This is a genomic window from Acinetobacter lwoffii, from assembly GCF_019343495.1.
GTDB lineage: Bacteria > Pseudomonadota > Gammaproteobacteria > Pseudomonadales > Moraxellaceae > Acinetobacter > Acinetobacter lwoffii_P.
The window spans coordinates 3,008,126-3,021,784 of sequence record NZ_CP072549.1 but is presented as its reverse complement, the minus strand read 5'-3'; the positions used below and the strand labels follow the sequence as shown (position 1 = coordinate 3,021,784).

Sequence of the window (13,659 nt, the reverse complement as noted above, 5' to 3'; positions counted from 1 at the left end):
GATAACGCCGTTGACTAATATCTCTGGGACTCAATCGGCAGCTAAACTGCAAAAAACGCTGGGACTCTGGCACATCATTATTATTGGTTTAGCTTATATTCAACCCATGACCTTGTTTGATACATTTGGTCTGGTATCTGAAGAAAGTAACTTCCACGTTCCTACCTCTTACATTTTTGCACTGATTGCAATTTTGTTAACCTCCTTGAGCTATGGTCATATGATTCGTCGCTACCCTTCTTCGGGTTCGGCCTATACCTATGCGCAAAAATCCATCCACCCGAACGTAGGTTTCATGGTGGGTTGGTCATCCTTACTGGATTACCTGTTATCGCCAATGGTCAATATCATTCTGGCGGTGATTTATCTGGAAGCACTTTTCCCAGACATGAACCATTGGGTTTGGGTCATTGGTTTAACCGCCTTTATGACCGCGATTAACCTTCGTGGTGCGAGATTTGTTGCCAACTTCAACAGTATGATTGTATTCGTACAATTGGGCGTCATTGCATACTTCACCTGGATGGTTTACCAACTTCTGGAAGGTGGCGTAAATGCAGACGGCACACTGGTCGATGCAAAGTACCAATTGTGGAGTTTAGAGCCATTCTGGAATGAGTTTACTTCTGTTGCTGCCCTGATTACCGGTGCAACCTTACTGTGCTTCTCATTCACAGGTTTTGACTCCTTAAGTTCTCTTGCTGAAGAAACTAAAGATACCGAAAAAACCTTACCTAAAGCGATTTTCTTGACTGCATTATTGGCAGGTATCATCTTTATCATCAGTACTTACTTCATGCAGATCTTCTTCCCGAATGATCCAAAAACTTACTTTGAAGATATCGCTGCAACACAGCCGGATATTTTACAAGCTGTCGGTGGCGTGGCGTTTAAAACAGTCGTACTTTACTTCGCGATTGTGACAGTTATGGCTTCTGGTATTTCAGCACATGCGGGTGTATCACGTCTGATGTATGTAATGGGTCGTGATGGCGTAATCAACAAGAAGATCTTCGGTCATATTAGCCCGAAAAACTATACACCTTCATACAACATCTTAATCGCTGGTGCAGTGGCTTTAACTGCTGGCTTTATGGATCTTGATTTTGTGGTGTCGTTGATCAGCTTTGGTGCCTTAACTGCATTCAGTTTCGTCAACTTGTCGGTGATTTCACGTTATGCATTACGTGATGGTCGTACCAAGAGTGCTAAAGAGATCATGAACTTTGTCGTGGTTCCTTTACTTGGCTTCATTTCAGTCTTTGCTCTGTGGCTAGAAGTCGATGAAGCTTCGCTTAAATATGGTCTGATCTGGGCATTTGGCGGTATCTTGTACTTAGGTTATAAAACCAAAGGCTTCAAGCACCCTGCTCCTCAGCACAATGAATTTGACGATAAATAATATCGTTTTGCTTCAAATAAAAAAGGCGCTTCATGCGCCTTTTTTATGTCTGTCATGTTTTGATTTTACTAATGCAGATAGCAATCAAAACCCATCTGGGTATTGACCCGATTAATTTCATAACCCAGTTTCTCAATAAACAGACTGCGATTAGACAATAACTTTTGCTCTTCCGGACCTAAACGGGCTTTATTCTTGACGGCCAGTTGATACATTTCATCCACGACATCTTGAAAAATATCACAGACTTCCTCACGCTTGGCAGGCTTTAATTTACGCCCTCGCCAGGTCCATTGAAAATCATCTGCATCCAAGCTCTTCCCCCATTTTTCAATACGCGTATCTAAGCGTTTCTGCATGTTGAGCAAACCCTGCTGTATTTCTGCCTGAGTAATGGACTGAACTTCCTTTGTTGCCGATGTGGCGGCACTGCCCTCTTCCGCACTCACGGAAGCCGCAATAGATCCAAGGCAACATGCGATGATAAGTTTTAATAGAGGCTTCAAGGCTGCACCTTTTGTTATATTTGATAAAGTTATAAATTCAAGCATACAACGAAGTGAAAAGCAGTTTATCTATTCGTTACACAAAATAAAAAAGCCACCCAAAGGCAGCTTTTAGAATCATCACAAATTTCAGCTTAAAGCGTTTTAAAACCTTGCTGACGCCAAGCTTCGTAGACAATTACTGCAGTGGCATTCGACAAGTTCAAACTTCGGGAGTTTTCTGCCATCGGTAAACGAATCCAGTGCTTTTGCGGAAACATCATACGAACATGTTCAGGCAGACCACGAGTTTCCGGACCCATTAACAAGGCCACAGGACGGTTTAAATCCGAAGTATGCGGTGTTTCAGAACCTTTGGTGGTCAATGGATAGATTGCATCCAGCCCAATGCCTTTGCTTGCCAAATCGGCCAGACAGTCTTCGATGTTTTCCCAAATCTGCATATTGGCATATTCGTGATAATCCAGACCGGCACGTTTCAGCTTTTTGTCATCCAACTCAAAACCCAGCGGCTTGACCAGATGTAACTGTGCTCCTGTATTGGCACACAGACGAATAATATTGCCTGTATTTGCAGGAATTTCAGGCTCATATAAAACAACGTGGATCACAGCTTACTCACTCAATATATTTAATTCAGACACAACATTCGCCTTGCGCTCGGGCAAAGCAGTGCTTTGCTTATCCTCTTACTTCAGGCCTAGCCTTCGCCTTGCGCTCGGGCAAAGCAGTGCTTTGCTTATCTTCTTACTTCAGGCCTAGCCTTCGTCTTGCGCTCGGGGCAAAGCAGTGCTTTGCTTATCCTCTTACTTCAGGCACAGCCTTCGTCTTGCGCTCGGACAAAGCAGTGCTTTGCTTATCCTCTTACTTCAGGCACAGCCTTCGTCTTGCGCTCGGACAAAGCAGTGCTTTGCTTATCCTCGCTCATGCCATTGCAATTGTTCACGTAAGCGTACAACTTCACCAATAATGGTCAAAGTCGGGGCTTGAATCTGATGTTCGGACACTTTGGATGCAATATCAGCAAGCGTTCCTACTACAACTTTCTGTTCAGGCGTCGTACCTTTAGAAACCAAGGCCACTGGCATGTCGGCTCGCTGACCATGAGCGATTAATTCTGCACAGATTTTCTCCAGTCCCACCAACCCCATATAAAGCACTAAGGTCTGGTTTTCATAGACCAACTCACTCCAAGGCAATTCTGGCGAACCTTCTTTTAAGTGACCGGTCAGGAAACGCACACTTTGCGCATAATCACGATGGGTTAATGGAATACCGGCATAGGCTGAACATCCTGAAGCTGCGGTAATCCCTGGAACCACCTGGAAAGTAATCCCAGCAGCGAATAGCTCTTCAATCTCTTCGCCGCCACGCCCGAATATAAATGGATCACCACCTTTCAGACGGCAAACCCGCTTTCCTTCACTGGCATATTTGACCAATAAAGCATTAATCCCATCTTGCGGAACCGCATGATTGGAACGCGCCTTACCCACATAGATCTTTTCCGCATCGCGGCGGCACAGCTCCATAATTGGCGCTGAGACCAGTCGGTCGTAAATCACCACATCGGCTTGCTGCATCAAACGTAAGGCTTTTAAGGTCAACAATTCTGGATCACCCGGACCCGCACCGACCAAGTAGACTTCACCTTTTGGCTTTTGCCACTCTTGTAATGCTTGCTCGATCAGGCGATCTGCTTCCGCGATATTGTCGTTGAACACCTGTTCTTTTAGCGGACCGGCATATAAATCTTCCCAGAAAATACGGCGTTCATCCGGATTGACAATTTTAGCCTTAACCGTACTGCGCCATTTTCCTGAAAATTCAGCCAGCTTGCCCATACCATGCGGAATAGCGGCTTCTAACTGAGTACGGATCTGCCGTGATAACACGGGCGACGTACCATTCGATGCGACCGAAATGACCAATGGCGAACGGTCAATAATCGCAGGCACCATAAATCGGCAATGCGGCGGATCATCAACGCTATTGACCAGGACATTTTCCGCTTCACACAGTTCAAAGACCTGACGATTGGTCTCTGCATCGTCAGTTGCCGCAATTACCAGTCGATATGGACGTAATGCAACTTCAGGATGAAAAGCTGCCTGCACATAGTGTCCTTGGCTATTTTGCACAATTCGCAGCAGACTCTCTTCAATTTCAGGCGCAATCACATGAATGATCGCACCTGCTTTTTGTAGGAGAAGTGCTTTACGGTATGCAATATGTCCACCACCGACAATCAGACAAGTTTGCTGTTGCAACTTTAACGAGATTGGAAAAATATCCACGAACTACCTCAAAATTTTAAATCTGACTGTCTATGCAATTTTCATGCACATTTAGGGATGCTGAGATCGACAATTAGTCGATATAAGTCGCACCACACATATATGGACGTAATACTTCAGGAATCTCAATGGAGCCATCGGCACGTTGATAGTTTTCCATTACTGCAAGTAAAGTACGACCCACGGCCAGACCTGAACCATTCAAGGTATGCACAAATTCAGTTTTCTTCTGATCAGCACGGTAACGCGCTTTCATACGACGCGCCTGGAAATCCCCCATGTTTGAGCATGAAGAAATTTCACGGTAGGTATTTTGGCTTGGTACCCAGACTTCCAAGTCATAAGTCTTGGTCGCACCAAAGCCCATGTCACCACCACAAAGTAAAATTTTACGATATGGAAGTCCGAGTGCTTGCAAAATGCCTTCAGCATGGCCAGTCAATTCTTCAAGCACTTGCATCGAAGTTTCAGGTTTTACAATCTGAACCATTTCGACTTTGTCGAATTGGTGCTGACGGATCAAACCGCGGGTATCACGACCATAAGAACCTGCTTCGCTACGGAAACATGGCGTGTGCGCTGCATATTTCAGTGGCAGACGGTCTGCATCAATAATTTCATCACGTACGAAATTCGTCACTGGCACTTCAGCAGTTGGAATCAGATAAAACTCTTTTTCGCCCTGCAGCTTAAACAGATCTTCTTCAAATTTAGGCAGCTGACCAGTCCCACGCAATGAATCTGCATTGACCAGATAAGGCACATAGGCTTCGGTATAACCATTTTGATCAGTATGCGTATTTAGCATGAACTGGGTAATGGCACGTTGTAAACGCGCCAATGGACCTTTCAATACACTGAAGCGTGAACCAGTTAATTTGGTCGCGGTTTCAAATTCAAGACCGCCCATCATTTCGCCCAGATCCGTATGGTCTTTGATTTCGAAATCAAATTCACGCGGTGTACCCCATTTCAGGATTTCCACATTATCGCTTTCGTCTTTACCTTCAGGCACAGCTTCATCTGGCAAGTTTGGAATAGATAATAATTTTTCTTCAAGCTCAGCTTGCAGTTCAGCCAGTGCTGCTTCAGCTGCTTTGATTTCATCACCAATCGCAGACATGCGTGTCATGATTTCAGATGCGTCGCCACCTGCTTTTTTAATTTGACCGACTTGTTTGGCACCGGCATTACGTTCAGCTTGCAGTGTTTCTGTCTTGGACTGAATCTCTTTACGGCGTGCTTCTAGGGATGCCCACTCTTCAACATTGAGTTGAACACCACGTTTTGCCAAGGCTACATTTACAGCCTCAATATTATTTCTGAGTAATTTCGGGTCGATCATAATCAATCTTTGCAGAAGAAAAAAACTGGCTATAGTGTAAGCTCTTAACGTCAAAAAATACAGTGACCATGACCCTGGCTGCGTCCTATTAGCACAATATTTAGGAAGCTTCTTACTGCAAAATGGCTAAATATTCAGGCTGAATCACTTCCTTTAAATCCACATAGGACACTTTTAATTCAGGCATTCCTGTTGCTGCGGGAGCTAATTCGCCTGCTGGATACACCATCACCAGACCTGTTGTATCAAAATAATAGTTATCACTCAATTTTAACTGCTGTGGTTGAATGCCCTGCGTATTCAGCCATTGAGTATTGGCCTGATACATTGCATTCAGCAGTTTCTGCTCACCGCCATTTAATAATAGTTGGGAGAGGGCCAAACGTTTTCTCTGCTTTAGATCAAAATTGATATATTCCACATGTTTCAGAGAAGCATTTTTGCTCCTCGCCAGATTGGAACTTTTTAAGGCAAAAGTCGCCAGATAAGCGTGCTGACCAATAAATTCTACCTTGATAAAGCGCTGATCCAGATAATGCGGCTCATTGGCTTTTTTCGGATTTTTCTGGGTGATTTTGGTGAATGCAACAGGTTCGGTATGCTGTATCCGCTCAATAAAATATTGATTAATCCAGTCAATATTGCTGTCCACCGTTTGTAGATCGAAGCGCACACAACCTTCTATTTCACATACCACTTTGGCTGCCCCTTTAATTGGAACGGTTTTGGCTTCAATTTGCACAACCCGATCTGTTTGCGCGAGCGTTGCCACTGAGCTGGATTGAGGCTGACAACCCAACACACCCACAGTGAGTAATAAAACAGCGTAAATTTCAGCAATTTTAAATAGATTAATCTTCATTTTGAGCTCCCAAAATTTTGCAATTTCATTGACTCGACTTTTATTTATTCTAAGATGCTCTCGTGTTTAGATATAGCTGAACCTTGTAGCCTGTCCAAAACAATCCTGATGATCGGCAATAAAAAAGCAACCTCGAAAAGTTGCTTTTTTAGTTGGTTCATATTGATGCTTATTGATCAATGATGTCCGTACCTTTTGGTGGAGTAAAGTTAAAGGTAGAGGCTGGAATACTGCTATTTACTTTTACATTGCTAAATTTGATATTGGTGGTTTGTCCCAATGAATCCTGCAAGATCATCAAGCTTGGTGCTTTGTTCGCGCCAAAGCTAATGGTCAGGCTTTCAAACACACCATCGGTATTTTTAGGATACAGCGTGTAATAGGTTTTGCCTTTATTTGGCTGAGTCACCCGGTAAGACTGCATAATCTGGCTGGTGTTTCCTGACAGCAATAACGCCGGCGTATTGGCAACCTGTTCATCTAAGCTTTGACGAACGGCTTGCTGCAAGTCCGGATCATAAATCCATACGGTTTTACCCGTGGTTGCAATGACTTGCTTCGACGGTGCGGTCGTTTCCCAATAGAATTTACCCGGACGCGCGACTTTCATCACCCCTTTAAAGGTTTGATTCATATGTTGTGCGGTCAAACCTTTTTTCTGGGTCGCTCTTGGATTGGTTACCTTGGTACTTTGTTCGAAATTTGCTGTCATGCTACGCACATGATTGAGCTGTTTGACCAGACTGGCTGTTGCCTGTTGCTCCGAAGCTGCCACAGGTGCAGCAAACACGGTTGTACTCATCACCGGTGCTAAAGTCACTGCACCCAGAGCCATAGCACAGACGGTTTTACGAAGCATATTCATAATTTCACCCTTATATTTTGCTTGATCGCAATTTATTTGATAGCTCATCTTAAACGAAAATTAAAAGCTAAAATGATAGAAAATAAGAACTTTTGTATTGTTATTAATTCGAAACTGGTTTTTTTGTTCATCATCATGAAGATTTCAGGACAATTTTTACATTATGGAATGTCGCTTAATCTGAACATTAATTTTCAGGCATAAAAAAACCCACAATAACTGTGGGCTTTTTTTCTATCTCAGCGGATTACGCGTCAACAGATACGTAGCGACGGCCAAATTGACCTTTCACTTCGAATTTTACTACGCCATCAGCAGTAGCAAATAATGTATGGTCACGACCCATACCAACGTTTTGACCAGCGTGGAATTCAGTACCACGTTGACGAACGATGATGTTACCTGCAGTTACAGTTTGACCACCGTAAACTTTAACACCTAACATCTTAGGATTCGAATCACGACCGTTCTTAGTCGAACCACCGGCTTTTTTAGTTGCCATGTCTATTTACTCCTCGTAATTAGCCTGAAATAGCTGTAATTTTCAACTCAGTGAACCATTGACGGTGACCTTGTTGTTTACGGTAGTGTTTACGACGACGCATTTTGATGATGCGGATTTTGTCGTGACGACCATGGCTAACTACTTCAGCAGTTACAGTAGCACCAGCAACAACTGGAGCACCGATTTGAATGCTTTCACCGTTAACAAGCATCAATACGTCATCAAACGTAATAGTCGCGCCAGTTTCAGCTTTCAATAATTCTACTTTAAGGGTTTCACCCTCAACTACACGGTGCTGTTTACCACCGCTTTGGATTACTGCGTACATAATGTACTCCAAACAAGCCCGTGTCGTCGTGCCGATAAAGGAATATATCGAACTTAAGACGTACGCCACTGGGGGGATATCTAAGGGCGAGGATTTTAAGGGATATTCAAAAAAACAACAAGCCATTTTACTGAAATAATAATGAGCAGGATGCGCTAATTATTTAACTATTAAATAATTTCTATCAAATCAAATACTCAAGATATATTCAGCAACAAAATAATACAGCAGAAATCCGGCCGGTTTGATTAATATACTCAGCCTGACGAATAGGGCGATGCCCCTGACCTTTCCTGATTTTTATGGCTCGAAATATGGATCGAATCTACATAAGATCTATAAAAAGCTGATTTTTAGTGGAGTTTATGCATTTCTTAGGTTTCACTCATGTTATAAATTGTTAAACTACGCCCAGCGATTTACCAGACTAGAGGTTTTCTTTCACATGACCATCGACTTTAAGCAAGACATTCTCGCGCCTGTTGCTAACGACTTTGCTGCGATGGACACATTCATTAATGAAGGAATTACCTCAAAAGTTGCATTAGTGATGGCCGTCAGCAAACACGTGGTGGAAGCGGGTGGCAAACGTATGCGACCGATTATGTGTCTTTTGGCCGCCAAGGCGTGTGGGGCTGAAAATTTAGAACCACACCGTAAACTGGCTGCAATTATTGAAATGCTACATACCGCAACACTGGTGCATGATGATGTAGTAGATGAATCCGGTCTGCGTCGCGGCCGCCCGACAGCCAATGCCACCTGGAATAACCAGACTGCGGTTTTGGTCGGCGACTTTCTGATTTCACGTGCTTTTGATTTGCTGGTCGATCTGAACAACATGGTATTGCTCAAAGATTTTTCGACCGGCACCTGTGAAATTGCTGAAGGTGAAGTGCTGCAACTGCAATCCCAGCATCAGCCGGAAACCACTGAAGCGACTTATTTGAATATTATTCATGGCAAAACTTCGCGCCTGTTTGAACTGGCCACCGAAGGTGCTGCCATTTTGTCGGATAAAGATGAATTCCGTCAGCCTTTAAAAACCTTTGCCGGACATTTCGGCAATGCTTTCCAGATTATTGATGACATTTTAGATTACACCTCCGATGCGGACACGCTCGGCAAAAATATTGGTGATGATCTCATGGAAGGTAAACCGACCCTGCCATTGATTGCGGCACTGAAAAACACCACCGGTGAGCAACATGAAATCATCCGTCGCAGTATTGCGACTGGCGGTACGGAACATCTGGAACAGGTCATTCAAATTGTCAATGAATCTGGTGCGCTGAATTATTGCCGTCAACGTGCTACAGAAGAAACTGAAATTGCAATTGATGCCTTACAGGCATTACCTGACTCCGAATATCGTCAGGCCCTGATTAATCTGGCCAAACTGGCCCTACACCGAATTCAGTAACTTTTAAACTCGCCTATGCATATTAATTTTCTAGATCTTTTTCAAAACATGCAACACCAGCTTGAACAACCTCGGGCGGTGCTGGATGAAAATCTTCTGATTGAACTGGTTGAAAGAATCAGACCTGAAGACAGCAGAAATACCGAAGAGATCGAAGCGAAATTCAATGCATTTATCCGGGCTTTATTACTCACCCCGAATGCGGTTGCCACGCTTCAAACCTTTACCCTGCGGATCATTAACCGCTATAAACAGACCGGTCTGTTTTCCGATACCGGCATTTTGTCTCTGGATGGATTCTGGAACCAGCTAAACCAGCGCCTTGGTGCACATGTCTTGCCGCTGATTCCTGACCATCAGCAACTCCAGGAATTATTTCGCAAGGTTTTTTATCAGCGTACCGACAAATACTGGCTGGATTATTTTGATGAAGACGACTGGCAACGTTTATTTGCAGTTCTGAATCAGGGACATTCCAATCAGCCTGAAAAAACCCGAATTAAAGACCAACTGATCAAGGCATTGACCATTTTGTCTTACCGGATCAGTGGTATTGGTCTGCACCCTGAATTTATTAATGCCCAGCCTGAACTGATGGAATATGAATCTCCTTTTCTGGTACAGAATCGTGAGATTAACGAGTTTATTCAGGAATATAAAAAACGTTACAACACAGTCACCCTAGTCGATTCGATTACCCCACCGGATGTCTCACAAGCACTGGTGATGCTGGAACAATGTCATGATGTCGTGGCCAAGATTCGCCGTTCTACCAAGCGGACTGGCGTCAGTGTCAGCCTGACCTATATGCTGGCACTGCTAGAACAGTGTCTGGAACGGGTTGAGATTCTGCTGAATATGGTCATGGATGACGATGATCTGCGTTATCAATCCATTGGCCTATTTATGGCGGACATTACTGAAGCAATTTATAGCGAACGCAGTGTGCGGGCCCTGCTGGCCACCAATAGTGAACTTTTGGCTTTACAGGTCACTGAAAATGCCAGCAAGACCGGTGAGCATTATGTGAGTACCGACAAGCAAGGCTTTCTGGCCATGTATAAATCGGCTGCAGGTGCTGGTGCCATCATCGCGACAATGGCCACCTTAAAAGTTCTGATGACACGCCTCACCATGGCTCCGTTAATGCAGGCTTTTAGCTACAGCATGAACTATTCGCTAGGCTTTATGCTGATTCATGTCCTGCATTTTACCGTAGCGACCAAACAACCGGCGATGACTGCTGCCGCACTGGCGGCTACTGTACAGCAGCGTAAAGGCTCGAAAATGGCTCAAATTGCCGAGCTGGCCGCGCTGATTGTAAATATCATCCGCACCCAGTTTGTCGCCATTTTGGGCAATATTTCGATTGCAATTCCCGTAGCAGCATTGATTACCCTGCTGTGGGATTTTGCGCTGCATGAACCTTTAATGAATCATGCCAAGGCGGCCAAAACCCTGCATGACCTGAATCCTTTTACTTCGTTGGCAATTCCGCATGCAGCGATTGCCGGGGTATGTCTGTTCCTGTCCGGATTATTGGCCGGTTATTTTGACAATATGGCCGTTTATCGCAAAGTCGGTCCGCGCCTGAAAGCCCATGTGCGGTTATCGCAGCTGATGGGGCAAGAGCGTCTTTACCGTTTTGCTGACTATATCGAACGTAATTTGGGTGCATTGGCGGGTAATTTTATTTTCGGAATCATGCTCGGCAGTATGGGCACCATTGGTTTTATTCTCGGTCTGCCACTGGATATTCGCCATATCGCTTTTGCCTCTGCCAACTTTATTCAAGGCCTGATTACCATCAATGGCCCTGATATCGGCTTGATCGTGGTGTCTTTTCTGGGTGTGTTACTGATTGGCCTGACCAACTTGTTTGTCAGTTTCACTCTGACGATTATTGTAGCCTTACGCGCACGCCGGGTGCGTTTTGAACAGTGGAAACCTTTGGCAAAACTGGTCATGACGCACTTCCTGACCCGACCTAGTGATTTCTTCTGGCCACCCAAGCAAAGCATTGAAATTGACGAAAATCATACATCGACAAAAACTCAAAACTGAGATAATTACACTATATTTAGCAACAAATTCCTTACGAAAAAAATGGAATTCGCGTAAAATACGCACACTTGAAAAAAAGTGTACTGACAAGTACACTTTGGTTCAGACAATTGGCCGATCTGCGAACGGTTAAAAGGACAAGGATTTTTGGCATGCATTACTTGTTACTTTTTGTCGGTATTTTATTTTTAATTTTCAGTGTGTTCATCCTGAATATTCCCGCTTTAAACGAGCTCGACTTGCAAGCTGTGGAATGGATGAGTCTGTATCGCACCGAGTTTTGGAATCAAATTACTCAGTCCTTATCCTTAATAGGTGGCATGCCATTTGTATTATTTTTATCCACGCTATGGTGTATTGCATTGCTGTGGTATAAAAAGTATACAAACGCAATTTTTATATGTATCGGAATTATCGGAGGAATTCTCCTAGCTTGGCTGTTGAAATTTGCAATTGCCCGACCCCGACCACCAGAATCCTTGCATCTGGTTGAAAGCTTTGGAAGTTCCTTTCCAAGTGCCCATAGTCTATATGCGGCCTGTCTGGCGTGTCTGGCAATTTACATCCATCGGCAACATTCCCGTTATACCCTCACTGTGATTGGTGCAGTGGTATGGATGTTGATGATGGGGATCTCAAGAGTTTATCTGGGTGTACATTTTCCTTCAGATGTCATATCCGGCTGGAGTATCAGTTTTATTTGGATTTCGTTGTGGTATATGGTCTGGATCAGATATTGCGCGGCTCACAAATAAGAAAATTTAGATATAAATCTAATTAGAGGTGGAATAATGATGTCTGCAAAGCTTTGGGCACCTGCCCTGACTGCTTGCGCAATGGCAACAAGTCTTGCACTTGTTGGTTGTAGCAAAGATCCTAAAGAGGGCCAGCAAGCTGGTGCTCAACAACAAATGCCACCGACTGAAGTCGGTGTTCTTGTTGCACAACCGCAAAGTGTAGAGCAGTCTGTAGAGCTCTCAGGTCGTACAACAGCATTTGAAATTTCAGACGTACGTCCACAAGCCAGTGGCGTGGTGCTTAAACGCTTGTTCACGGAAGGCAGCTATGTGCGTGAAGGTCAGGCCTTATATGAAATCGATTCAAGCACCAACCGCACTACAGTAGACAATGCCCGTGCAGCGATTGCCCGTGCTGAAGCCAATCTGGGCGTATTGCGTGTGAAGGAAGGCCGTTACCGTCAACTGGTCGGTACCAATGCCATTTCCAAACAGGAATATGATGACATCGCGGCACAGGTCAAACTGGCTGAAGCTGATTTGAATGCCAATCGCGCAACTTTGCGTAATGCAGAAATCAACTTGGGCTATTCGACTGTACGCGCGCCGATTTCAGGCCAGACCAACCGTTCGTCTGTGACGGCGGGTGCTTTGGTAACAGCGAATCAGCCAGAGCCATTGGTAACGATTCAGCGTCTAGATCCCATCTATGTAGATATCAACCAGTCAAGTGCCGAGCTTTTACGTTTACGTCAACAGCTTAATCAAGGCAGCTTGAACAGCTCTAACAATACCAAAGTCAAGTTAAAGCTTGAAGATGGCAGTATCTACCCGGTTGAAGGCCGTCTTGCATTCTCTGATGCTAGCGTGAACCCGGAAACAGGTACCGTGACTTTACGTGCGGTATTCCCGAACAAAAATCATCTGCTTCTTCCAGGTATGTTTGCCACTGCGCAAATCGTACAGGGTGAAGTACCGAATGCTTTCCTGATTCCGCAAGCAGCTTTGACTCGTACCCCAACAGGTCAGGCAATGGCGATGCTGGTCGGTGCTGACAATAAAGTGACGCCACGTCCAGTGACTACCGTTGGTTCTCAAGGCAGCAACTGGATTGTGACTGAAGGTCTGAATCCAGGCGATAAAGTGATTGTAGATGGTATTGCGAAAGTAAAACCGGAACAACAGGTCGTGGCTAAACCTTACCAGCCTCAAGCTGCTGCACCACAGGGTGCTGCACAACCTGCTGCCCAACAACCAGGTGCAGCGCAAAAAGCGGATGATGCAAAAGAACAATCTGAACAAAAACCTGCTGCTAAAGCATAAGG

General features: G+C 44.5%; 13 protein-coding genes. 5 read left to right on the top strand and 8 right to left on the bottom strand.

All coding sequences use genetic code 11. The features are described from left to right. Positions 1–10 precede the first annotated feature (10 nt). Positions 11–1,402, top strand: coding sequence for an APC family permease (locus J7649_RS14170; protein ID WP_004280630.1), 1,392 nt, complete (start codon positions 11–13; stop codon positions 1,400–1,402). Between the two features lie 68 nt (positions 1,403–1,470). Here the strand turns inward: J7649_RS14170 and J7649_RS14165 are convergent, their stop codons facing one another. The 8 genes from J7649_RS14165 to rplU all read right to left on the bottom strand — a co-directional run bounded on the left by J7649_RS14165 (position 1,471) and on the right by rplU (position 8,110). After that, complete coding sequence (locus J7649_RS14165) at positions 1,471–1,953, bottom strand: hypothetical protein (RefSeq protein WP_219308718.1); 483 nt, start codon at positions 1,951–1,953, stop codon at positions 1,471–1,473. An 89-nt stretch (positions 1,954–2,042) separates the two neighbouring features. After that, positions 2,043–2,519 (bottom strand): tRNA (cytidine(34)-2'-O)-methyltransferase, encoded by a 477-nt coding sequence (locus J7649_RS14160; RefSeq protein WP_005106302.1) that lies wholly within the window; start codon positions 2,517–2,519, stop codon positions 2,043–2,045. 303 nt (positions 2,520–2,822) lie between these two features. Next, on the bottom strand, positions 2,823–4,205 hold the full coding sequence (cysG, locus tag J7649_RS14155; RefSeq protein WP_005265897.1) for a siroheme synthase CysG: 1,383 nt from the start codon (positions 4,203–4,205) through the stop codon (positions 2,823–2,825). 73 nt (positions 4,206–4,278) lie between these two features. Then, positions 4,279–5,550: a serine--tRNA ligase gene (gene serS / locus J7649_RS14150; protein WP_004731908.1), complete on the bottom strand. Its 1,272-nt coding sequence runs from the start codon at positions 5,548–5,550 to the stop codon at positions 4,279–4,281. 112 nt (positions 5,551–5,662) lie between these two features. Further along, positions 5,663–6,412, bottom strand: a complete 750-nt coding sequence (locus tag J7649_RS14145) for an RsiV family protein (protein ID WP_219308717.1) — start codon at positions 6,410–6,412, stop codon at positions 5,663–5,665. Between the two features lie 169 nt (positions 6,413–6,581). After that, positions 6,582–7,277, bottom strand: coding sequence for an outer membrane lipoprotein periplasmic chaperone LolA (gene lolA / locus J7649_RS14140; RefSeq protein WP_004280638.1), 696 nt, complete (start codon positions 7,275–7,277; stop codon positions 6,582–6,584). Positions 7,278–7,524: 247 nt separating this feature from the next. Continuing rightward, on the bottom strand, positions 7,525–7,779 hold the full coding sequence (gene rpmA, locus J7649_RS14135; RefSeq protein ID WP_004280639.1) for a 50S ribosomal protein L27: 255 nt from the start codon (positions 7,777–7,779) through the stop codon (positions 7,525–7,527). A gap of 19 nt (positions 7,780–7,798) precedes the next feature. Next, a complete protein-coding gene (gene rplU / locus J7649_RS14130; RefSeq protein WP_004280640.1) occupies positions 7,799–8,110 on the bottom strand; it encodes a 50S ribosomal protein L21 in 312 nt (103 codons plus the stop codon). Positions 8,111–8,555: 445 nt separating this feature from the next. Here rplU and sdsA point away from each other — a divergent pair, with 445 nt between their 5' ends. From sdsA to J7649_RS14110, 4 genes are all read left to right on the top strand, one after another. Then, positions 8,556–9,533, top strand: coding sequence for an All-trans-nonaprenyl-diphosphate synthase (gene sdsA / locus J7649_RS14125; protein WP_005247782.1), 978 nt, complete (start codon positions 8,556–8,558; stop codon positions 9,531–9,533). Positions 9,534–9,548: 15 nt separating this feature from the next. Next, positions 9,549–11,597 (top strand): site-specific recombinase, encoded by a 2,049-nt coding sequence (locus J7649_RS14120; protein WP_219308716.1) that lies wholly within the window; start codon positions 9,549–9,551, stop codon positions 11,595–11,597. A 152-nt stretch (positions 11,598–11,749) separates the two neighbouring features. Next, positions 11,750–12,352: a phosphatase PAP2 family protein gene (locus J7649_RS14115; protein ID WP_219308715.1), complete on the top strand. Its 603-nt coding sequence runs from the start codon at positions 11,750–11,752 to the stop codon at positions 12,350–12,352. A gap of 36 nt (positions 12,353–12,388) precedes the next feature. Next, on the top strand, positions 12,389–13,657 hold the full coding sequence (locus tag J7649_RS14110; protein WP_004814853.1) for an efflux RND transporter periplasmic adaptor subunit: 1,269 nt from the start codon (positions 12,389–12,391) through the stop codon (positions 13,655–13,657). Positions 13,658–13,659 lie beyond the last annotated feature (2 nt).